The organism is Pseudomonas sp. ACN8 (assembly GCF_002303925.1).
In the GTDB taxonomy this organism is placed as follows: Bacteria; Pseudomonadota; Gammaproteobacteria; order Pseudomonadales; family Pseudomonadaceae; genus Aquipseudomonas.
The window spans coordinates 17070-39732 of sequence record NZ_MRCS01000027.1 but is presented as its reverse complement, the minus strand read 5'-3'; the positions used below and the strand labels follow the sequence as shown (position 1 = coordinate 39732).

At 62.5% G+C, this 22663-nt stretch carries 20 protein-coding genes; 4 read left to right on the top strand and 16 right to left on the bottom strand.

Annotated features, from left to right (window positions below):
- The first annotated feature begins 37 nt into the window (after window positions 1-37).
- Entirely contained in the window at window positions 38-955 is a 918-nt protein-coding gene (locus tag BSF44_RS16545; RefSeq protein WP_095944416.1) for a LysR family transcriptional regulator, read from the top strand.
- On the opposite strand, the gene BSF44_RS16540 is transcribed toward BSF44_RS16545, so the two are convergent.
- Window positions 952-1569 carry a hemolysin III family protein gene (locus BSF44_RS16540; protein WP_095944415.1) on the bottom strand — a complete coding sequence of 206 codons (618 nt, stop codon included), beginning with the start codon at window positions 1567-1569 and terminating at the stop codon, window positions 952-954. The two genes, BSF44_RS16545 and BSF44_RS16540, sit on opposite strands and share 4 nt — an antisense overlap.
- 131 nt (window positions 1570-1700) lie before the next feature.
- Between BSF44_RS16540 and BSF44_RS16535 the strand changes: the two genes are divergently transcribed.
- Window positions 1701-2615 (top strand): LysR substrate-binding domain-containing protein, encoded by a 915-nt coding sequence (locus tag BSF44_RS16535; RefSeq protein ID WP_095944414.1) that lies wholly within the window; start codon window positions 1701-1703, stop codon window positions 2613-2615.
- Window positions 2616-2752: 137 nt separating this feature from the next.
- On the opposite strand, the gene madM is transcribed toward BSF44_RS16535, so the two are convergent.
- The 15 genes from madM to pilG all read right to left on the bottom strand — a co-directional run bounded on the left by madM (window position 2753) and on the right by pilG (window position 20346).
- Entirely contained in the window at window positions 2753-3517 is a 765-nt protein-coding gene (gene madM / locus BSF44_RS16530) for a malonate transporter subunit MadM (protein WP_095944413.1), read from the bottom strand.
- Between the two features lies 1 nt (window position 3518).
- Window positions 3519-3935, bottom strand: a complete 417-nt coding sequence (madL, locus tag BSF44_RS16525) for a malonate transporter subunit MadL (RefSeq protein WP_095944412.1) — start codon at window positions 3933-3935, stop codon at window positions 3519-3521.
- 65 nt (window positions 3936-4000) lie between these two features.
- The gene (gene mdcH / locus BSF44_RS16520; protein WP_095944411.1) at window positions 4001-4912 is read right to left on the bottom strand and encodes a malonate decarboxylase subunit epsilon; all 912 of its coding nucleotides are present in this window, start codon (window positions 4910-4912) and stop codon (window positions 4001-4003) included.
- Window positions 4909-5529 (bottom strand): malonate decarboxylase holo-ACP synthase, encoded by a 621-nt coding sequence (locus tag BSF44_RS16515; protein WP_095944410.1) that lies wholly within the window; start codon window positions 5527-5529, stop codon window positions 4909-4911. Before BSF44_RS16515 ends, mdcH begins: the two co-directional genes overlap by 4 nt.
- The gene (gene mdcE / locus BSF44_RS16510) at window positions 5523-6326 is read right to left on the bottom strand and encodes a biotin-independent malonate decarboxylase subunit gamma (RefSeq protein WP_095944409.1); all 804 of its coding nucleotides are present in this window, start codon (window positions 6324-6326) and stop codon (window positions 5523-5525) included. Before mdcE ends, BSF44_RS16515 begins: the two co-directional genes overlap by 7 nt.
- Window positions 6323-7174: a biotin-independent malonate decarboxylase subunit beta gene (locus tag BSF44_RS16505; RefSeq protein WP_095944408.1), complete on the bottom strand. Its 852-nt coding sequence runs from the start codon at window positions 7172-7174 to the stop codon at window positions 6323-6325. The genes mdcE and BSF44_RS16505 overlap by 4 nt, the downstream gene beginning before the upstream one ends.
- A complete protein-coding gene (locus BSF44_RS16500) occupies window positions 7167-7466 on the bottom strand; it encodes a malonate decarboxylase subunit delta (RefSeq protein ID WP_007975424.1) in 300 nt (99 codons plus the stop codon). Before BSF44_RS16500 ends, BSF44_RS16505 begins: the two co-directional genes overlap by 8 nt.
- Window positions 7466-8341, bottom strand: a complete 876-nt coding sequence (locus BSF44_RS16495; RefSeq protein ID WP_095944407.1) for a triphosphoribosyl-dephospho-CoA synthase — start codon at window positions 8339-8341, stop codon at window positions 7466-7468. Before BSF44_RS16495 ends, BSF44_RS16500 begins: the two co-directional genes overlap by 1 nt.
- On the bottom strand, window positions 8341-10011 hold the full coding sequence (mdcA, locus tag BSF44_RS16490) for a malonate decarboxylase subunit alpha (RefSeq protein WP_008001151.1): 1671 nt from the start codon (window positions 10009-10011) through the stop codon (window positions 8341-8343). Before mdcA ends, BSF44_RS16495 begins: the two co-directional genes overlap by 1 nt.
- Window positions 10012-10232: 221 nt before the next feature.
- Complete coding sequence (locus BSF44_RS16485; protein ID WP_095944406.1) at window positions 10233-10694, bottom strand: chemotaxis protein CheW; 462 nt, start codon at window positions 10692-10694, stop codon at window positions 10233-10235.
- Entirely contained in the window at window positions 10687-16716 is a 6030-nt protein-coding gene (locus BSF44_RS16480; RefSeq protein ID WP_095944405.1) for an Hpt domain-containing protein, read from the bottom strand. Before BSF44_RS16480 ends, BSF44_RS16485 begins: the two co-directional genes overlap by 8 nt.
- A 37-nt stretch (window positions 16717-16753) precedes the next feature.
- Window positions 16754-18814: a methyl-accepting chemotaxis protein gene (locus tag BSF44_RS16475; protein ID WP_095944404.1), complete on the bottom strand. Its 2061-nt coding sequence runs from the start codon at window positions 18812-18814 to the stop codon at window positions 16754-16756.
- A gap of 154 nt (window positions 18815-18968) precedes the next feature.
- Window positions 18969-19508: a chemotaxis protein CheW gene (locus tag BSF44_RS16470; RefSeq protein ID WP_095944403.1), complete on the bottom strand. Its 540-nt coding sequence runs from the start codon at window positions 19506-19508 to the stop codon at window positions 18969-18971.
- A 10-nt stretch (window positions 19509-19518) separates the two neighbouring features.
- The gene (gene pilH, locus BSF44_RS16465) at window positions 19519-19884 is read right to left on the bottom strand and encodes a twitching motility response regulator PilH (protein WP_007897961.1); all 366 of its coding nucleotides are present in this window, start codon (window positions 19882-19884) and stop codon (window positions 19519-19521) included.
- A gap of 57 nt (window positions 19885-19941) precedes the next feature.
- A complete protein-coding gene (gene pilG / locus BSF44_RS16460) occupies window positions 19942-20346 on the bottom strand; it encodes a twitching motility response regulator PilG (protein WP_095944402.1) in 405 nt (134 codons plus the stop codon).
- 359 nt (window positions 20347-20705) lie between these two features.
- Between pilG and gshB the strand changes: the two genes are divergently transcribed.
- The gene (gshB, locus tag BSF44_RS16455) at window positions 20706-21659 is read left to right on the top strand and encodes a glutathione synthase (protein WP_095944401.1); all 954 of its coding nucleotides are present in this window, start codon (window positions 20706-20708) and stop codon (window positions 21657-21659) included.
- Window positions 21660-21723: 64 nt separating this feature from the next.
- On the top strand, window positions 21724-22623 hold the full coding sequence (locus tag BSF44_RS16450; RefSeq protein WP_095944400.1) for an energy transducer TonB: 900 nt from the start codon (window positions 21724-21726) through the stop codon (window positions 22621-22623).
- Window positions 22624-22663 lie beyond the last annotated feature (40 nt).

The following is a 22663-nucleotide window of genomic DNA, read 5'->3' as shown; positions in this document are numbered from 1 at the left end:
AGATGGCAAACCCATAAACAAAGGTTATGGACTTGCCATGCGCCTTCGCCATATCGAGATTTTCCAGGCCATCCGCCAGACCGGTTCGATCAGCGCTGCCGCGCAATTGCTCCACGTCTCGCAGCCGGCGGTGAGCAAGGTGTTGCAGCACGCCGAGCAACAATTGGGTTTTCCGCTGTTCCTGCGGGTACGCGGCAAGTTGCAGGCGACGCCGGAAGCGCTGGAACTGGAGCGCGAAGTGGACAAGGTCAGCGAAAGCCTGCAAGGCGTGCGACGCCTGGCGCAGAGCCTGCGCCGCGAACCTGGCCACAGCCTGCGCATCGGTGCCACCCCGGCGCTGGCCCTGTCATTGCTGCCGCCGGCCATTCACGAATGGACCGGGCGTTACCCGGACATCGTTTGCGAACTCTCCAGCGCCCACAGTCGCGAACTGGTGCAGAACCTGTTGATGCGCGAAGTGGACGTCGCCCTGACCCTGCAACGCCCGGATCACCCGGGGCTCAAGGCCCAGGCGCTGGCGTCCGGCGTGCTGGTGGCGCTGGCGCCGAGGGGTTACTGGCCTCAGGAAGAGGTGGGTAAACCGTTGCCGCTGATGGCGCTGGCGGATGCGCCGCTGATCGGTTTATCCAGCGCCGATCCACTGGCCGCGCGGCTCGACAGTTACCTGGAAGCGGTCGAACCGCCACCCCGGGTACGCATCGCCGTGCAAACCTACTCACTGGCACGGGCGATGGTGGAATCCGGCGCTGGCCTGGCGGTGATCGATCCGTTCACCGCCCTTGGCGCCTCTCCCGCCACCACAACGATCCGCCCTCTGGCACCGCCGCTACCCATCACCCTGTACGCAGTGACCCGCGCCGCCGAACCACCGCCCCACACCTTGAACGACCTGTTGCAGGTGTTCAGCCGTCGAGCCCGGGAGCAGTTGGATCGCCTGGTCCCGGTACAGCCTTAAAGCACATAAAAGAATATCGCCACAAAGTGCAGCAAGCTCCCGGCGATCACGAACAGATGCCAGATCCCGTGGGCATGGCGCAGGCGATGATCGAGGGCAAAAAAGATAATCCCCACGGTGTACAACACCCCGCCCGATGCCAGCCAGGCAAACCCGGCGCCGCCCAGCGCCGCGAGCAACGGCTTGACCGCCACCAGCACAATCCAGCCCATCACCGCATAAATCACGATCGACAGAATCCGCGCTTCCGAACGCGGCTTGATCTCCTGCAGGATGCCGATCAGCGCCAGCCCCCAGACAATCCCGAACAACGTCCAGCCCCACGGCCCGCGCAGGGTCACCAGGCAGAACGGCGTGTAGCTGCCGGCGATCAACAGATAGATCGAAAAGTGATCGACCTTCTGCATGATCGCTTTCTTGCGCCCACGCACGCTGTGGTAAACGGTCGATGCGCTGTAAAGCACCAGCAAGGTAAAGGCGTAGATCGCCATGCTGACGATCTTCCACGGACTGCCGTCAAGACTGGCCAGCACAATCAGCCACACCCCGCCGATAAACGCCGCCACTGCCCCGACCAGATGCGTCCAGGCATTCAGTTTTTCCCCGTGATACATGCGTTGCTCACCTCGAATTTCATTGCCGCAGAGCGCAAGGCTCGGGCTTGAAGCGTAAAAGCGCAATGTTTCTGTACGACGGGCCCGGTGTAATTGGGCACAATCGAGTCATTCCAAAAAGAGTCCGCCCCATGCTGATCGATGAAGAGTTGACCCTGAAAAAACTCGAGGTGTTCCTGGCTTTCATGCGCACCGGCAACCTGGCGCGGGCCGCTGCCGAGTTGCAGACCAGCAACGTCAGCGTGCATCGGGCCATCCATTCACTGGAAAGCGCCCTGCGCTGCCCGTTGTTCAAGCACGAAGGCCGCAGCCTGACGCCGCTGGAAAGCGCTTACGTGCTGGAAGAGCGGGCGCAGAAGCTGATTCAGGATGTCGTCGAAAGCGTGCGCCTGACCCGTGAAGCCGCCGGGTTCTCCGCCGAACGTTTCAAACTGGGTTCGCTGTATTCACTGACGGTGAAGACCGTGCCACAGCTGATCATGGGTTTGAAGATCCGCCGCAGCGAGCTCAACATCGACCTGATTCTGGGCTCCAATATCGACCTGCTCTACAAGCTCAAGAACATGGAAGTCGATGCGATCCTCGTGTCGCTGGACGACAGCGTCAACGATCCGGATTGCGAGCAGATCCCGCTGTTTTCCGACGACATCTTCCTCGCCACACCCGCCGATTCCAAGTTTGCCCAGCGCACCGAAGTCGACCTGGCCGAGGTCCGCGACGAAACCTTTATCACCCTGACCCAGGGCTTCGCCACCCATCAGGACGGCAAACGGGTATTCGAGCAGGCAGGGTTCGAGCCGAAGGTGGCGATGCAGGTCAACGACATCTTCACCCTGCTGAGCATGGTCAGTTCGGGCGTCGGTTATGCGTTGCTGCCGGGGCGGATTGCGGCGGTGTACGAGAACCGGGTGAAGCTGATCCCGTTGCAGGAAAAGTACCGGTTGCAGCAGCACATTGGCGTGGTGTTCCTGAAGGCCAAAGAGCGTGATCCGAATCTGCTGGCGTTGCTGGCGGAGTGTCGGATGTATGCCAATCGGCAGGTTTGAAACCGTGTCGCCGCCAATCGCCAGCAGGCTGGCTCCCACAGATGTTGTGTTGAACACAATATCTGTTCCAACAGATCACCCTGTGGGAGCTAGCCTGCTAGCGATGGCGTCAGTTCAGACAATTCAGAGTTTGAAACCTAGCCAACAATCCCGCGAACAATGAAGTACAACAACGAAGGCCCGAGCAAGCACCCAAGCCCGGTGTGGAAGGTCGCAGTCAGTGCGCCATAAGGCACCAAGCGTCTATCCGTCGCCGCCAAACCGGCGGTCACGCCACTCACGGTGCCGGCCAGCCCACCGAACACCATCGCCGAGCGCGGGTTGTCCAGGCCCATCCAGCGCGCCGCCATCGGCGTGCCGACCATCACCAGAATCGCCTTGATCAGGCCGGTGGCAATCGACAGCGCCATCACATCCGAGGTTGCACCGATTGCCGCACCAGTCACCGGGCCGACGATATAAGTCACGGCTCCCGCGCCAATGGTGGTCATGCTCACCGCATCGCGATAACCGAAAGCCCAGGCCATGCACGCGCCGACAATAAACGGCAGCACCGTGCCCAACAGCAGCGCGATCACACCGATAAAGCCTGCCTTTTTCGCTTCAGTGGCTTGCACCTCGAACGCCGTGGCGACGATGGCGAAGTCGCGCAGCATGGCGCCGCCCATCAACCCGATGCCGGAAAACAGCGTCAAGTCCGCCAGGCCTTTTTGCCCGCCGGTCATCGTGCCGCCGACCCAGGCCAGTACCAGGCCGATGACGATGGCGATTGCCGAACCGTGGATACGCCCGAAGGTCAGGCGTTTGGAGATCACCACTGACACCCACATGATCACGCCAACGAAGGCGAATGCAGTGACCAGACCGTTGTGTTCCAGACCGTTCTTGATGAGATCCCACATATCAGCGACCTCCTGCCGGTGCGACAACCGGTGTTACATCCACCGGTTCATCGGGCAAGGGTTCGCCTTTGTGGGTCCGGCTGATCAGGGCAATGGTGCAGCCGCAGAGCACCACCGAACCGATCGCCGCCAACACCGCCACCGGACCACCGTGCAGCGCCGTGACCACGTTCTGTTGCGCCGCCATCGCCACCACCACCGGGATGTACATCGCGCCCCAGAAGCCGACGCCCAGCTCGCAATCCCTGGTCATGCCGCCATGCTTGTGCATCCACAACCGTGCGCAGATCAACAGGATCATCGCGATCCCGACACCGCCGACGTTTGACTTCACTCCCAGCAACACACCGAGCATGTCGCCCATGATCACCCCTGCCAGCGTACAGATCGCCAACAGCGCCACACCGTAAATAATCATTGTTGTAGTCCTCAAAGTGCATTTCGAATGTTGTTTTTGTTGTTCGAAGCCTTAAGTCGGGTGATTTAAGAGTGACGGCTTCCCTCCTCACGCATCAGCGCCTGCAAGGTATCGAGCCGGGCACCGTCGAAGGCAATCACGGTGCCCTGCTCGAACACCCGGCGCGCCAGCCCGGTCAGCACCGCACCGGGCGGCAGTTCGATCTGTAGACGTACGCCACGCTCGTAGGCGCTTTGTACCGTGCCGCGCCAATCGACGATGCGGCACATGTTGAAGGCCAGGTCGTCACGCAAGGCTTCAGGCTTGATCAGCGGACGCGCGCGACTGCCGCTCAGGTAGCCCATCTTTGGAGTGTGCAGCGGCACCTTGGCGAAGGCGTCGGCCAGTCGTTGCACAGAGGCCTCAAGCAATGGGCAGTGGGAAGGCACGCTCACTGTCAGACGCTTGGCCAAGCCAGCTCCGCAACCCTTCGCCAACTCGGCCACCGCTTTCATCGCCGCGTCGCTACCGGCAATCACCAGCTGGTTATCGGCGTTGATATTGGCCAGATAAACCGGCATTTGCGCGCAGTGCACCCGGGCCAGCAATCCTTCCACCGTGGCCAGGTCCAGACCGATGATCGCGGTCATGCCGTAGCCCTGTGGATAAGCCTGTTGCATCAACTCACCGCGCAGGCTGACCAGATGCAACGCATCGCCGAAACCCAGCGCGCCAGCCACCACCGCTGCCGGATAAGCGCCGATCGACAAGCCGGCCACGTAGTCCGGGGCCATGGCCAGCTGGCGTGCAGCGGCGACGCCGGCGATCAGCAGGCAAAGCTGCACCGCCCTCGTCGACCGCAACGCCTCGGCAGAATCCAGCTGCGTCACATCTTCACTGAGCAGGTCGCTCGCCTCGATCAACGTTTCCCGAGGCAAACGCGCCAGCATTCCGGGTTGTTGCGCGCCCTGGCCGGGGAACACCAGCAAGCTGCTCACGCTGCTTGCTCCTGTGGATTCCACGGATCAGTAACCAGAGTGGCTTGAATGGCATTTTTCAGCAGGACCCGCGACGAAGCACCGGCCCATTCGCGCAAGGCAACGGCGCCCGATGGTGTCTGCAATTGCAGGTCCACGCGACACACGGCTGTGTCGAGAACGGCCACCAACGCCTGGGCGTCGACACGACTCAACGGACGTGGCGTACGCAGGATCAGGTCGAGGTCGCTACCCTCGTGCAAAGCGTCAAACCCACTGGCCAGCTCGAACCCGGCGCTGCCGCTGACACCCCAGTTCCAACCACAGTCATCGAGGTGCGAGCGCAGTTGCGCCAAGGCCCGCAGCGCCGGGAAATCGCGCTGGCCTTGAACATGGCGGAGCTCTTCCGGCCGCACCCGCCGCGTGACGGCAGCGACTTCCATCACCGCCGCAAATCGCTGCTCGCGCAACGGCCCGCGCACGCCGACCGCCACCTGCCCCACCGCGCTCAAGGCGCGACGGACCACCACCGGCTGGCCGGCAATGATCGACTCGATCACCCAGGCCGGCGCGTCCGCAGGCAACTGCTGCGGGTTCATGCCCCACAGCAGGTCGTGAGCCAGAAACGTATTCACCACTGCGCTCTCAGCAATTGGCGAACCTTACTCGACGCCGCACGATTGGCCGCCCCCAGGCGACCGCTTAGATCAGGGCCAGCGGCGGCCACATCGTCAATCGCCTGATGCAGGCACTCGATCACACGCGCCAGATCCGCCGCTGTCGGCTGCTCGATCCGGTCCACCGACAAGGTTTCCCACAGCAGCCCGAGGCTGGCGTAGCTGTCGATGTCATAGGCCATCGGCGGCACGCTGGCCGCCAGGGCTTCGAGCTCTTCGACGCTGCGCAAGGTCACCCGCGCCGCCGACGCCTTGCCCATGGCATGCACCATCACCCCCGGATCGCGCAGGGCGATCAAGCGGTTGGCCTGATAGCCGTGGGCCAGAAATGCCCCGGACATCGCCTTGCCCACCAGCAGTCCGATCACCGCATGGCCAGCGAGACGGGCACGGGCATAACTGTCCGCCGCAGCGGCCAGCGCCTGATGAATGCCGAGGGCTTCCTCCCGTCGACCGTAAGCCTGGCTCGGCACGTCGACGATGGCGACCAGGGCGCGTTTTTGTGCCTTGTTCTGATCGGCGGCGATGACTTCATCCACGGCCTTGGCCAGGCCCCAGCCTTCGAGCAAACCCACCTCGCCGTTGCGGGCACGGACGAAGCGGTTTTCCGGGTCGGCCACCACCGCGATGAATCGCACAGGCTGATCGCCCAGCGAACCGTCGGCGACCTTCAGCGAAGCCGGCAAACCCTCGACCGCTTTCGCCCCGGTACTCAAGGCGTTGAACCAGTTCAAGCCTCGCAGGGAATACGAACTCATGGGCGTTCTCCTTGGTACAGATCACGAACCACGGACGGCTCGATTTGCGGCTCGGCATCCAGACGCGCCAGGTGTTGCAGGAACAACTCTGCCTGACGGCTGCGCGGTTGTTCAGGCAAACCTTGCTGGAGTAACTCGCCGACTTGCTGGCGAATCTGCGCCACGTCGTCGGCAACATAGCGATCCACCAGGCCACTGGCGAAACGCTGCTCGCCACCGGTCAGGCCCCAGATGAAGGGCCGGTCGCGGGAGTCGTACTCCTCGAGTCCGGCTTCCTGTTCGATCACCTGTGGACCGTTCAGGCCCAGTCGTGCTTCCTGAGTCACCAACAGATAGCTGCACAACCCGGCGGCGATCGACATGCCGCCAAAGCAACCGACGCTGCCCGCCACCACACCGACCACGGGTTGGTACTGCTGCAAATCGACAATCGCCGCGTGGATGTCGGCAATGGCCGCCAGGCCGAGGTTGGCTTCCTGCAAGCGCACGCCGCCGGTTTCCAGCAGCAGCACGGCGCGGGTCGGGATGCCGTTGCGGTTGTCTTCGGCGGCCAGTTCCAGTGCGCCGGCAATTTTTGCTCCGCCGACTTCACCGAGGCTGCCGCCCTGGAACGCACCTTCGATGGCCGCGATCACCACCGGCAAACCATCGAGTTTGCCTTTGGCGATCACCACGCCGTCGTCGGCTTGTGGCACCACGCCCTGGCGCGACAGCCACGGCGACATGATCCGTTGAAAGGGGTCAAGCAGCTCGCGGAAGGTGCCGGCGTCGAGCAGGGCCCTGGCCCGTTGCCGGGCACCGAGTTCGACGAAGCTGTGCTTGTTGAGCAGGGATGCACTATCAGTCATGGCCGATCTCCTCGAAGCCCTGTTCCAGACGCAGGCGCACCACGCCGGGCGTCGCGCCGAAATCGTGGATATCGATATCCATGGCCGGTGGCGTCTGGCCGTCGAACATCCGCGCGAACAGATGCTGCCAGCGTTGTTCACTGCCATTGACCGAGGTCTGCACGTTGATCGTCAGCTTGCCGGCCTGACCCGGTTCGATCAGCACTTCCAGATCGCCCGAGCCGACACAACCCACCAGGGTGCGACCGCGTGGCGGCTGCCCGGCGGGGAATTCAAAGGATAAGGTTTCCATCAAAAAGCTCCCTGGATGAGGCCGTCGCCCGACTCGATACGGTCGATGAACAGGCAGGCTGCGAGCAGGTCCGCAGCACCACCGGGCGAGGCATTCAACGCGATGAGTTGTTGGTCCAGCACATGCAGGCGGCGACGCCCGGCGAGGCTGGCGCTACCCCCGGCATCGAGCACGGCCTGGGCGCCGAGTTGCATGGTGTGCAGACCTTGTTCTCCAGCGCGATAAAGCACGCAGGTGTCGTCCAGATTCGTCATGATCGCCAGCAGCGCATCGAGCCGGGCGTTCTGTTCGCCATGGCCGGCGGCGCGGCTGCATTTGAGTTGCGGCAACGCGCGTTGCAACACCGCCGGGAAGCCCAGTTGCGCTTCCTCACGGGCACCGCGAGCGCCGTAGCGCTGGGCGACTTGCGCACCGTGACTGAGCGGACGTGGCGCAAAACGGTCGTCGAGCAGGGCCAACCGCGCAGCACGTAACGCCACGCTATTGGCACTGCAGGATTGAGGTTCCAGTGCAGCGGCAGTGACCAACAGGCCCAAGGCCCAGATCGCCCCGCGATGGGTGTTCACCCCGCCAGTGGTGTCGAGCATCGCTTGCTCGCCTTCGCGACCGATGCGGCCCACGGCTTCGCGCAGGGGCAAGCCGATTTCGCCGAACTCGATGGCGGCTTCCGCCATTTCTTTAAAGGCCGGCCACAAGGACAGCGCTGAAGCGTGCATCAGCCCCAGGTGCAAATCGGTGTGGGCGCCATTGCCGCGACGGTCGACCAGTGCCGGTTTTGGCGACAGATCAGCCTCATCGATCAGTGCGTCCACCGCCAGGTCCGCCAGCCGTTCGGCCAGGCTCAGGCTTTTTGGTTGCAGGTTAAGTGCGTGCATTACCAGCTCCTGAACTTGGCGGGCGGGTTGTAGAGGCCACCGGACCACTCCACCAGATCGGCCACGCTTTTCGCCGCGAGCAACTCGCGAGTGGCGTCGGTGCGGCGGATGCCGAGGTCTTCGGGTAAGGCGATCAGGCCTTCGCGGCGCATGCGCGCGGTGTCTTTGGGGTTGTGGCGCAGGCCGATGGCGGTCACTCCGGCGACGGCGGCGATCATCGCTTGGCGTTCTTCCAGCGAGCGCGCCTTGTACAGGTAGGCGATGCCTTCTTCGGTCAACAGGTGGGTCACGTCGTCGCCGTAGACCATGATCGGCGCCAGTGGCATGCCGCTTTTCTTCGCCACATCAACCGCATCGAGGGTTTCAACAAACGTCGGTTTGCCGCCCTCCTGGAAGGTTTCGACCATCTGCACCACGAGTTTCTTGCCGCGTTCGAGCATCGGCTCTGCCACGTCGGTGTTGCGCATGTCCAGCCAGGCCGGTGTGCCGTGACGACGACCGCGCGGGTCGTGGCCCATGTTCGGTGCCCCACCGAAACCGGCCAGGCGCCCGCGGGTCACGGTGGAGGAATGGCCGTCGCCATCCACCTGCAAGGTCGCACCGATAAACAGGTCCACGGCGTATTGCCCGGCCAGTTGACTGAACATCCGGTTGGAACGCAGGGAACCGTCACGCCCGGTAAAGAACACATCCGGACGCGCCGCAATGTAGTTCTCCATCCCCAGTTCGGTGCCGAAGCAATGCACGCTTTCGACCCAGCCACTTTCAATCGCGGGGATCAGGGTCGGGTGCGGGTTGAGCGTCCAGTTGCGGCAGATCTTGCCTTTGAGACCGAGAGACTCGCCGTAGGTCGGCAGGATCAGCTCGATGGCAGCGGTATTGAAACCGATGCCGTGGTTGAGGGATTGCACGTTGTGTTTTTCGTAGATTCCGCGGATCGCCATCATCGCCATCAGCACGTGCACGGGCTTGATGTGCCGAGGATCGCGGGTGAACAGCGGTTCGATATAGAACGGCTTGTCGGCCACCACCACGAAATCGACCCAGGAGGCGGGAATGTCGACACGCGGCAGGTCGCTGACGTCGTCCACCAACTGGTTGACCTGAACGATGACGATGCCGTCGCTGAAGGCCGCCGGTTCGATCAGCGCCGGGGTGTCTTCGGTGCTCGGCCCGGTGTAGATGTTGCCGGCGCGGTCGGCCATGAACCCGGCCGATAGCACGACGTTGGGAATCAGGTCCACCACCAGCCGTGCGTAGAGTTCGATGTAGGTGTGGATCGCGCCGACTTCCAGCAGGCCGTCTTCGAGCAACTGGCTGATGCGCAGGCTCTGGGTACCGGCGAAAGAGAAGTCGAGCTTGCGGGCGATGCCGCGTTCGAACAGGTCCAGGTGCTCGGAGCGCCCGACGCTGGGCATGATCATGTGCAGGTCATGCAACTTCGCGGGGTCGGCCTTGGCCAGGGAGCGCGAAAGAAAATCCGCCTGCTTCTGGTTGTTGCCTTCGAGCACCACGCGGTCGCCAGGCAGGATCAACGCCTCCAGCGCCGCCACGATGTTGTCGGTGGGCAACACCACGCCGTCGGCAAGACCTCGCACCAGCTCGAGGCGCCGCTGCTTCTCGCTGCGCCGCCGCGTCCATCGCGAGTCGGGGGATATTGTTGTTGTCATGACCACTCCACGGGTTCGCTGTCGTGGAGCTACCTTAGGAGTGTTGGGTGTGGCGTATCAATCAAGCAGAGTGATGGATCGTTACGCTCAGGGTAATGGTTGTCAGAACTGACGCCTTCGCGAGCAGGCTCGCTCCCACAATGGATCTGTGTCGCACACAAAAACCCTGTGGGAGCGAGCCTGCTCGCGAAGGGGGCAGTGTAGTCACAGCAAAACCAGAGTCATTCGATTAACCCGGCATCTACCAACAACCCCTCCAGCGCCAACAGATCCGGCACCTTGGCCACCTGCTCGCCCACCTGTACCGCCGCCTGCTCCAGCGAACACAACGGCACATCCACGTAACTCAACTGACTATCGAGCTTGCAGGAGCGCGGAATCCCCTGCACCAGCAGCGCGATGAATTTCAGTTCGGGGCGCCCGCCCAGGGCGTTGAGAATGACGATCCGCGCACGTTCGCCGATGACGATTTTCTGCCCGCAGGCCGACTCGAAACTCAGCAGCGGAATCTGCCGGTCGCGCCACGTCACCAGGCCCAGGTACCACGGCGGTGTGTCGAGGTCGAAGGTCCCCGGCTGCTGGTAATCGATCAGCTCGGCAACGGCGACGTTGGGCAGGATCAGGTTGCGGTCGGCCAACGGCAGCAGCAGGCCGGTGAGGTTACTGGTGCGGTGCTCAAGCATGGGTCTTGCTCCACAAGGCAATGCTTTCGAGCAGCACCGATTCCTGGTACGGCTTGCCCAGGTAGTCGTTGACGCCGATGGCCATGGCGCGGTCGCGGTGTTTCTGCCCGGTGCGGGAGGTGATCATGATGATCGGCAGGTGTCGCAGACGTTCATCGTTGCGCACCTGGGTCGCGACTTCGAAGCCATCCATGCGCGGCATCTCGATGTCCAGCAGCATCAGGTCGGGCATGTGTTCTTCCAGCAGCAGCATGGCATCGACCCCGTCCTTGGCGGTCAGCACGTTCATGCCGTGGCGTTCGAGCAAGCGGCTGGTGACCTTGCGCACGGTGACCGAGTCGTCGACCACCATCACCAGCAGCGGCCGATGCGGTTCGGCCTCGACTTCTTGCCCCGCCGGACGCTGGGGTACACGGGCCTGCATGGCGCGGATCGGCGCCAGCAAATCCAGAATCAGCACCACCCGGCCGTCGCCGAGAATCGTCGCCCCGGACACCCCTTGTACCGCCGCGAACTGCGGCCCCAGGCTCTTGACCACGATCTCGCGGGTGCCGGCCATGGCATCCACCTGCACCGCAATGTGCCGTTCGTTGCACTGCACCAGCAGCACCGGCAACGGCAGGCTCTGCCCCAACAGTTTCGGGCGCGGGCTGGTTTTCAGCAACTCACCCAGATAGCACAGCTCGTAACGTTGTCCGGCGTATTCGTAGGTCGGCGAATCGAAACGGAAATACCCTTCGAGTTCATTGGGCAGGACGCGCACGATGCCGTCGATGGTATTGAGCGGGATCGCGTATTGGTCCTCACCGCACTGCACCATCAACGCCCGGTTGACCGATACGGTAAACGGCAGGCGAATGCGGAAATGCACGCCCTGCCCCGGCACCGAGTCGATGCTCATGGTGCCGCCCAGCTGCCGCACCTCTTCATGCACCACGTCCATACCGACGCCGCGCCCGGAGATCTGGGTGATTTTTTCAGCGGTGGAAAACCCCGGTTGCAGGATGAACTGCAACACGTCGTGATCACTGATGACGCTGTCCGGGGCGAGCAGGCCGCGCTTGATCGCCTTGCGCCGCACCACATCCAGCGGCACACCGGCGCCGTCGTCGCGGATGTCGAAGATGATGTCGCCCCCTTCGCGCAGCAGATCGAGGGTGATCTTGCCCTTGGCCGGTTTCCCCGCCGCCAGCCGCACCTCGACGGACTCCAGGCCATGGTCGACGGCGTTGCGCAGCATGTGTTCCAGCGGCGCGGCCATGCGTTCGAGAACGTTGCGATCCATCTCGCCTTCGGCGTTGTCGACGATGAAATCCACGTCCTTGCCCAGTTCGCCGGCCACCTGCCGGACGATGCGCTGCAAACGCGGGAGCATGCGTTCGAACGGCACCATGCGCGTGCGCATCAGGCCTTCCTGCAGTTCGGTGTTGATGCGGCCCTGCTGTTGCAGCAGGTTTTCTGTGTCGTGATTGCGTCGCTCGAGGGTTTCCTTGAGGTCGAGCAAGTCAGAGGCCGATTCGAACAGCGCCCGGGACAATTGCTGCAACTGTGAGTGTCGGTCCATTTCCAGCGGGTCGAATTCCTCGTAGCCCAGGCGTTCGGCATCGACTTGCTGGCGGCTGAGGATCCGCCCCTGGGTCTCGGTATCGAGGCGGCGCAACTGGTCGCGCATCCGCTCGATGGTGGTCTCCATCTCGTTCAGGGCGATGTGCGCATCGTTGACCTGCTGTTCGATCCGGCCACGGAAGATCGATGTTTCACCGGCCAGGTTGACCAGATCGTCGAGCAGCTCTGCCGAGACCTTGACCATGTCGGCACCGGCATCGGAAGGCGGCGTCAGCGGCTCGGCCTTGGGCATGGCCGGCGCCGCAACCGGCGCGGGTGCTTCAGGCACGACCGGGTGGCTGAAGTTCCTGATCGCATAGATCAAACGGTCGGCCGGCGGCATCGGCTCACCGGCGCGGGCCGCATCGAGCATCTGCGCCAAGCGGTCATGGCTGCGCTGCAACAGCGCGAACAACGCCTCCGTCGGTTGCAGCACACCGGTGGACAGGCCTTCGTAGAGAAACTCCAGTTCATGGGCCAGATCGCCAATCGCGGCGATTTCCACCATGCGCGCACCGCCCTTGAGGGTGTGCAGGTCGCGCAGCAGGGTTTCCACTTCCTGACGACTCGAAGGCTGGACCTGCCAGCGCTCCAGCGCCGCCCCGGAGCTTTCGATGATGTCAAAACCTTCCTCGAGGAAGATCTCCAGCAATTCCGGATCATGCGCAGCCGAATCGTTGTCGGTCGCCTGCCGGACGGACTCGGCGATACCCGCATGACCTTGACGGTAGGCACGAATGGCTTCGATCAGCTCACGGGAGTGGTCCAGCGGCTGGTTGAGCTGCAACTGTTCGAGGTACAACGCCAGTCGCTCATGGCACTGTTTGAGCAGCACCGCCAGTGAATCACTGAAGGCATAACGACGATCCACCAGGCCCTGGTAAAGGCTTTCCAGTTCATGGGCCAGATCGCCGACCGGTCCGACCTCGGCCATGCGCGCGCCACCTTCGAGGGTGTGCAAATCCCGTTGCAGGGACGACAGTGGCGCGGCGTTGTCCGAGTCGCGCAACCAGCGCTGCAAGGCCTGACCGGCGCTTTCAAGGATATCCACCGCTTCCTCAAGGAAGATCGCGACTATTTCATCGTCCAGCCCGCGCCCCTCTCCTGTAGGAGCGAGCTCGTCTCCGGGCGGCGTTCCGACGATGGTCTCGCCGGCGCCGCGTTTATCCGATGACAACGCGTCATCGTTAACGTCCATCGCGAGCGAGCTCGCTCCTACAGGGGGCAGCGTGCGCTCAAGCTCTGCGGTGGCGCTGCCCAATTCACGGATGCTCAGGCTGCGGCTGCCATCGCTGCGGATCAGGCCCATGGCCGACGGGTCGAGGCTCTCGTCGAGCAACTCGCGCAAGGCCCTGATCCGCTGCGGCTGCGGGCTGACTTCCTGGCCGGCGGCCAGTTCGTCGAGCATGTTGATCAGCGCTTCATGGGCAGCCTGTGCCTCGTGGAAAAACCGCTCGCTGACCGCAAGGCTGCTTTCCTCCACGGCACCGTACAGATCGAGCAATGCTTCGCACAATTCATCCACCGGGTGCAGGTCGGCCAGATGGGCGCCTTCGCCGAGGGTGGTCAACTCGTCCAACAGCGCGCTGAGTTCCTGACGTTCGCCGGGGTGTTGCTGCCAACGCAGCAACAGGCTTTCGACGTCCAGCAGGATGTCCATGCCCTGGGCGAGGAAGTTGTTGATCAGTTGCGGATCGCGCTTGATCCGCAGCCCGGTGTTCGGTGTGCTCAGGAGATTTTCCAGGCGCTCGGCCAGCAGCGCCCTGGCGCGTTCGGTCAAACCCCGGGCGCCGGGAACTTCCGCCAGTGGATCTTTCTTGAGCTGACGCAAGCCGAGGCGAAACAGCCCTTCTGCTTCCAGCAGCAATTCGACTTCATCCAGATCCAGCGCAATCAGGTGCGCCTTATATTCCCGGGCCAGTTGATCCAGCGGTGCGGCCAGCTCGGCAATCGGCAACACACCGGCCATATAAGCGCTGCCCTTGAGGGTGTGCAAGGCGCGCTGCAATTCGTCGCTGGCCTGCAACGGCACATGTTCGGCAGCCTGATCGAGGAAACGATTGAGGCTGCCCAAGTGGGTTTCGGCTTCTTTGCGGAAGATCTCCAGCAACAGCGGGTCAAGCGCCGCGACATCTTGCGTATCCTCATCGGACACAGGTTCATCGCCCTTGGCCAGGGCATGGGCGCGGGCGGCCAACTGATCGACATCGTTGCGTTGACGCTGGGCATTGGCGGCGTATTCAGCCACCAGCTCCGGCAGCAGATGCAGCACATCGCCGATCAGTTGCTGCACCGTAGCGCCCGGTTCCACGCTGCCTTCCAGAACACGATTGAGCAGGTTTTCCACGGCCCAGGCCAGCTCGCCCAGCACCAGAGCGCGCACCATGCGACCACTGCCCTTGAGGGTATGAAAGGCACGGCGCAGCTCACTCAGGGCCGAGTGGTTGTCAGGGTTGACCGACCAGCGCGGCAAGTACTCGCGCAGGATCTCCAGGACTTCTTCGGTCTCTTCGAGGAACACCTCGCGCAGTTCCTCGTCCACCGGCTCTTCGCCTGCCGGCGGCGGCAGCAGGCTGCCCGGGGTGTTCTGCGCGGGCGGGTTCAGGCTCGAAACCGGGCTGGCGAGCACATCGGCCAGGGTCTGGACGACCTGTGGATCATCCAGCTCCTGCATCATCTGCATGACCTGCGCTTCGCTCGGGTTGAGCACATCCTCCAGCACGGGCACATGCTGCTCACGGGGGAAAAACCCGAGGCTCGCCAGGCTTTTCTCCGCGACATCGAGCAGGTTTTCGCCCAGGGCCTGCGGGTCATCGCTGAGGCGCTCGAGGTAGTACTCGATGCTGGTGATCACGTCGGCCAGGCTGTCCAGTTCCTGCCAGCCCGGTTGACCCGGCTCGAGCAACAGGTGCTCGCGAATAAAGTGATTGCAGGTTTCGACCAGGCTCGCCGCCCGGCTCAAGGGAATCATCGCCAGCGCCCCGCGCACCTGGGTCAGCAAGGCCGGCAGCGCCTGCAAATGCTGGCGATCCCAATCGGCGTCGATGTAGTCGACGATCATGTCCTTGGCCTGCTGCAGACAGATGCGGGCCTCCTTGATCACGATCTGATGGATCTGCGTCAGGTCGGTGGTCGGCAGGCGGTTGTCGTCCTGGCTTTCCGGTTCAACAGTTCCGACCATGCCGGCCAGTGTCGCTTCGACGTACAACAGGGCCCCGGCAACGTCCATGAGGATCGCATCATTGGGTTCGCGCTGGCCCTGAGCGAGGCTGAGCACCACCGCCAGTTGATCAATGATCACCTTGCGCGGCTGGCCGAAACCCAGCACCGCCAAGGTGTCGGCGATTTGCCGCAGCGGCGCCAGCAGGCTGTCGAGGTCGGAGGTGTGCTGGCGGTCACTGCGCACGAACAGGTCCAGGCGCTCCTTGACCCGCACCAGTTCTTCGCACAGGGCAGCCAGCACCGAGCGCATGGCGTCACGGTCGGGACCGGCCAGCCGCGCGCGTTCTTCATCGACCATCGCGCTGTCGGGCAGCGCGTCGTCCAGTGAGTAGCGTTCTTTCATGGTCAGCATCTGCCCGGTGGGATGTTCGGCCTTTGCAATGTAGAACAGCAAACTCTTGAGCAGCTCCGGAGGGGCCGGTTGATTGATGCCGGGCATGCCCTGTTCGAGCAGGCGCTTGAGTTCCTTGTCGGCCTCCTTGAACAGGCTGCGCAAGGCCGGGCTGTTGGCGATCGCACCGTCCTGCATGCCTTCGACCAGCGCCGATGCCACCTGCCATAACGGGTTCAGGGGGGCGTTGGCGCACAGTGCTTCGAGGCGGGTAAAGACCTTGGCCAGGTAATCGAGGTTGGTGTCGTTGTTCTGTTCACGCAGGAACCCGACCAGCGCCATTTGCAGCATCTGCCGCAGCTTGCGCAGCACACTTGGCAATTCGGCCGGTTCCAGTTGCGCCAGCGTATGTGCGTCCAGCGCTGGCAACTCGGGCAATTGCGGGCTGAACAGGCTGGTTTCCGACAATAGGCTTTCGCCACGGGCGCTGCGCAGGTCGTTGATCAGTGGCAACACCACCAGTGGCAAGTCGCGGCGCGCGCCTTGCACCCGGTCGAGGTAGATCGGTAACTGCCCAAGGGCCTGCATCAACAGGTGCAACGCCTCGTCGCGATGGCTGACACGGTTGCCCTGCAAGGCCATGGCCAGTTGTTCCATTTCTTCGGCGAGCAGCGCCGCGCCGTAGAACTCGACCATCTGCAAACTGCCGTGGACCTGATGGATGCATGCCAGGCAATCATCCAGCGCTTGGGTCGCCTGCGGGTCATCGAGCAGGTTTTCAATCGCGTGATGAGCCTGTTTCAGCGTTTCGGCAATCTCGCCCTTGACCCACTCGAGGGCCACGTAGTCGTGCCGATCACCCATAACCACTCCAATCACAATTCAGATACCCATGGGCGGTTCAAGCCTTGTCCACAACCTGCGCCTTGGCATCCGGCAAGGTGAAACCGGACACCGAACGACGCAACTGACTGGCCATTTTCGCCAGGTTACCGATGCTGTCGGCCGTGGCGGTGGAACCCGACGACGTCTGCGAGGTGATCTGCTGGATCACGTTCATCGTCAGGGAAATCTGACCGGCCGACGACGTCTGCTGTTGCGCCGCATTGGAAATGCTCTGGATCAACGCCGCCAGTGTCTTGGACACGCCTTCGATTTCTTCCAGGGCCACACCGGCATCCTGCGCCAGACGAGCGCCGCGCACCACTTCGGTCGTCGTCTGTTCCATGGAAATGACTGCTTCGTTGGTGTCGGTCTGGATCGCCCGCACCAGGGTTTCGATCTGCCGGGTGGCGGCGGATGAGCGCTCGGCCAGGCGCTGCACTTCATCGGCGACCACGGCGAAACCGCGACCGGCATCACCGGCCATGGACGCCTGGATGGCCGCGTTGAGAGCCAGGATGTTGGTCTGATCGGCAATGTCATCGATCAGGCTGACAATGTCGCCGATTTCCTGTGAGGACTCGCCCAGGCGCTTGATGCGTTTGGCGGTGTCCTGAATCTGTTCGCGAATGTTGTCCATGCCGTGGATGGTGTTGTGCACCACCTCGTTGCCCTTGTTGGCGATCTCCACCGAGCGCTCGGCAACCGCCGAAGACTCCGCCGCGTTGGCCGATACCTGGTCGATGGACTCGGCCATGTCGTTGATCGCCATGGAGGCCTCGGAAATCTGCTGAGCCTGATGTTCCGACGCCTGGGCCAGGTGCATGGCGGTGGCCTGGGTTTCCTGCACGGCGGCGGCCACCTGGCCGGCGGTGAGGTTGATGGTCGCGACCAGATCGCGTAGTTGGTCGACGGAGTAATTGATCGAGTCGGCGATGGTGCCGGTAAAGTCTTCGGTCACCGAGGCGGTCACCGTGAGATCGCCGTCGGCCAGGTCTTCGATCTCGTCGAGCAGGCGCATGATAGCGTTCTGGTTACGCTCGTTTTTCTCCGCGGTTTCGCGCAACTGACGATTGGTTTCACGCACCATCACCATGCCGATCAGGATGATCGAAGTCAGCGCCAAAAACCCCAGCACGTAACCGCCTATGGTGTCGGTGGTACGCCCGCCGACCATGTTTTCGAAACCGCTGGCCAGGTGTGAGGCTTCGTCGAGCAGGGTTTGCGACAGGCTGAAAATGTTCGAGGCCGATTCGCGGACCTTGAACAGCTCAGGCGAAGTTTCGAGGATCTCGTCCACCGAACCCGAGACGAACTCGAACAGCTCGGAGATTTCTGCGAGTCGCGCACGGGCATCGCGGTCTTCGACCTGGCTGACCTTGAGCGCAGGGTCGCCCTGGAGCATGCCGTTGAGCACCTTGCCGAACTGCGTCGCGTCACGTCCGAACGCATCGGCGGCCTGCTGTGAATTTTCGTCGCCGGCCAACACCGTGTTGACCGCACCGAGGATCCGTTCGGCCAGCAACGACTGGCGCTGGGCCATCGCCACCTGGGCCGCCGGGGCGCCCCGTTGCAGGAGTATCTCGACGACTTTCTCGTACTCGACCTGCAACTGCGGCACGGTTTCGGCCAGGGTCGCGGCGACTTGATGTAGCGACAGTACGGTTTGCTCGCTGGAAAGAATCGCATCGGTGTTTTTCAGCAGGCGTTCCCAGTCCTGTTGCACCGCGCGCATCTCCGGACGCACGGTGGCGGGGGCCGACGGCAGGCCGGTGGCCGGGTCGCCCTTCTTCAGATAACCCCAGCGCCGGGCAAAATCGTTGCGCGCATCGCTGAGCAACTTGAACGCGGCAGCCTTGCCGGCAGCGGCTTCGGTGGCGTTCTTGGCGATACGCTGGGACAGCACGCGCAGTTCGCCGGCGTGGCCGATGTACTGTTTGTCGTAGATAGCCTGAGTGTTGAGGTACGCGAAGTTGGCGAACAGCAGCATGATGAAGACGATCAGCGCGATGAACAGCACGATAATCTGCGACCGGCTGCGCGACCCTTCCATTGGCTTGCCTGCTTTTGCTTTTATCATCGGTCCTCGCCTGTTAACCAACACCCTGTAAAGCATACCAAGCCCCTTGTGGGAGCGAGCCTGCTCGCGATTCAGGCGCCGCGGTGTTTCAGGAATACCGCGTTATCGTTCAATCGCGAGCAGGCTCGCTCCCACAGGGTTCTCTGTTGTCCGGTTACACCGCCACATGCATGAAGCTTTGAGACTGCGTCAACGCAAACGGGCTGAACACCTGCCAGCACTGCTCGCGCTGAAACCGGCCTTTGACGAACGCCGCCACCGGCCCCTTCAACTCGTCTGCCGGCACCGGCTCCAGGCTGTCCTGGGCAAAGTGCTGGAGGCCGAAGACTTCATCGACCAGCAACCCGGCAAACACTTCTTCATGTTCCACCACCAACACCCGTCGCTGCCGGCGTGCCGCCGAAAGCTCGTACCCGAAGAAACCGCACAGGTCCATGACCGGCAGCAAACGCCCGCGCAGGTTGGCGACACCCTTGACCCAGGGCTTGACCCCCGGCAGCTGAGTGGAGCGCGGCTCGTGCAGGATTTCGCTCACTTCGCTCATGGGCGCGACATACCACTGTTCACCCAGGCGGAAACCGATGCCGCTCCAGCTGTCCCGCCGGGCCGGCTGGGACGGCAAGTCTGCCGCCAGCAACCGACAGCGCCGGTCGATTTGCAGCAGCAGTTCGAAAGCCGTCAGCGACTCGTTCATGGCCTGACGATCAACCGGCCAGCACGTTATTCAAGGTCTTGATCAGGGTGTCTTCATCGACCGGCTTGGTCAGGTAGTCCTTGGCGCCCTGGCGCGTACCCCAGACCTTGTCGGTTTCCTGATCCTTGGTGGTGATGATGATCACCGGGATGTGCCCGGTTTCCGGGTCCTTGGTCAGCTGGCGGGTGGCCTGGAAGCCGTTGAGGCCGGGCATGACGATGTCCATCAGCACCGCATCGGGCTTTTCCTGGCGGGCCAGGGCCACGCCGTCGGCACCGTTTTCAGCTTTCAACACTTCATGACCGTGCTTTTCCAGCATGCCAGTCAGTTTGTACATTTCGGTCGGCGAATCATCGACGATCAGAATACGTGCCATGGTCTTCCCCATTCTTGTCGACGCCGGGCCCGATGGCCGAGCGTCACTGTGCGTGTCCTACTGCGGCAAAACGGCGGCGAAGCCAGGAACATGGGCCTGGATCGCATCAAGCAATTCTTCCTTGCTGAACGGCTTGGTCAAAAACTGGTCGGAGCCGACGATGCGCCCCTTGGCCTTGTCGAACAGCCCGTCCTTGGACGACAGCAAAATCACCGGCGTGGACTTGAACGCGCTGTTGTTCTTGATCAGGGCGCAGGTCTGATAGCCATCCAGGCGCGGCATCATGATGTCGACAAAGATGATGCCGGGATGATTGTCGGCAATCTTGGCCAGGGCATCAAAACCGTCAATGGCCGTGATGACCTCACAACCCACGTTCTTGAGCAGCGTTTCGGCGGTGCGACGGATCGTCTTCGAGTCGTCGATCACCATGACCTTCAAGGCGCTGGGGTGCTGTTCCATAAAATGCTCTACCGTCGCCTTTGCGAAACAAATTGTCCGTTTGCCGGTTAACGCGGCTCGAAACCCTTGATGCTCAAGGGCCGGCACGACATGGCAGCCTTTTTAGCACAGTCTCCAGAACCAATCTATCGGACGACCTGCAAGGTGGTTTTTCCTTGACCGGGAACACACTCAGCGCCACTCTGACGCCACTTTTATACGGCACTGCTTCTATTAACTGTAGGAGCGAGCATGCTCGCGATGGACGTCAACGATGACGCGGGAAACCTGACACCCCGCGGTGCCCTTGAGTTCATCGCGAGCATGCTCGCTCCTACAGAAAAGCGGTTCTCGCTCCCCCAAATTTCGAGGAAAACCCAATGAGCGTTCGCGTCGGGATTGTCATGGACCCTATCGCCAGCATTTCCTATAAAAAGGATAGCTCGCTGGCCATGCTGCTGGCCGCGCAGAAGCGTGGCTGGGAGCTGTTCTACATGGAACAGCGCGACCTGTATCAGGGCGAAGGCCAGGCCCGGGCCCGGATGCGTCCGCTGCAGGTTTTCGCCAACCCGGAAAAGTGGTTCGAACTGGGCGCCGAAAGCGACGCGCTGCTGAGCGATCTGGACGTGATCCTGATGCGCAAGGATCCGCCGTTCGACATGGAGTTCGTCTACTCCACCTATTTGCTGGAACAGGCCGAGCGCGCCGGCGTGCTGGTGGTCAACAAGCCGCAAAGCCTGCGTGACTGCAACGAGAAGCTGTTCGCCACGCTGTTCCCACAGTGCACGCCGCCGACCATTGTCAGCCGCCGCCCGGACGTACTGCGCGAATTCGCCGACCACCATGGCGATGTGATTCTCAAGCCGCTGGACGGCATGGGCGGTTCTTCGATTTTCCGCCACACCGCCGGCCACCCGAACCTCTCGGTGATTCTCGAAACCCTGACCTTGCATGGCCAGCAGCAAATCATGATCCAGGGCTACTTGCCGGCCATCGTCGATGGCGACAAGCGCATTCTGATGATTGACGGCGAGCCTGTGGATTATTGCCTGGCGCGGATTCCGGCCAAGGGCGAAACCCGCGGCAACCTCGCCGCCGGCGGCCGTGGCGAAGCCCGCCCGCTGACCGACAAGGACCGCTGGATCGCCGCGCAAGTCGGCCCGACCCTGCGTGAAAAAGGCCTGTTGTTCGTTGGCCTGGACGTGATCGGCGAGCACCTGACCGAAATCAACGTCACCAGCCCGACCTGCATTCGCGAGATCGATAATGCATTTGGCACCGACATCGGCGGCATGCTGATGGATGCCATCGATCAGAAGCTCAAGGCACGTTGATTAGCCAAACCAACATTGCGTTATCATGCGCGGCCTGTGAAAACGCGATGTTGGTTTCCTTGTCATGACCCTCCCGTCCGATCTGCCTGTCGAACTCGCCCACCGTGGCGTGCGCCCGGTCGATCGCCTCGGTTTTACCCTGTTTCTGGCAGCGCTGATCCACCTGGCCTTGCTGTTGGGTGTCGGATTTGCAGTGGTCGAGCCCAAGCAGATCAGCAAAACCCTGGAAATCACCCTCGCCACCTTCAAGAGCGAAAAGAAGCCCGAGAAAGCCGATTTCCTGGCTCAGGAGAATCAGCAAGGCAGCGGCACCCTGGATAAAAAGGCGATTCCCAAGACCACCGAGGTCGCGCCGTTCCAGGACAACAAGGTGCAAAAGGTCACGCCACCGCCGGCCGCCAAGCCTGAAACTCAGGAAGCCCCGCCCAAGGCTGCCGTGACCACCGTGGCACCGAAACCGAAAAAAGCCCCCGCCAAGACCGAGGAGCCCAAGACCGAGGTCAAGCCCCAGGTCCAGGCGCCGACCTTCGACAGTGAGCAACTGTCCAGCGACATTGCCAGCCTCGAAGCTGAACTGGCCGCCGAACAACAGCTGTACGCCAAGCGCCCGCGCATCCACCGCTTGAGCGCGGCATCGACCATGCGCGACAAGGGCGCCTGGTACAAGGACGAATGGCGCAAGAAAGTCGAGCGCATCGGCAACCTCAACTACCCCGACGAAGCGCGGCGCAAACAGATCTACGGCAACTTGCGCCTGATGGTGTCGATCAACCGCGACGGTTCGCTGTATGAAGTGCTGGTGCTGGAGTCTTCCGGGCAACCGCTGCTGGATCAGGCAGCGCAACGGATCGTCCGGCTGGCGGCGCCGTTTGCGCCGTTTACCGGAGACTTGTCGGATATCGACCGGCTGGAGATCATCCGCACCTGGAAATTTGCCCGCGGGGATCGACTCTCAAGCAATTGATTCACCGCAAATCCCCTGTGGGAGCGAGCCTGCTCGCGAT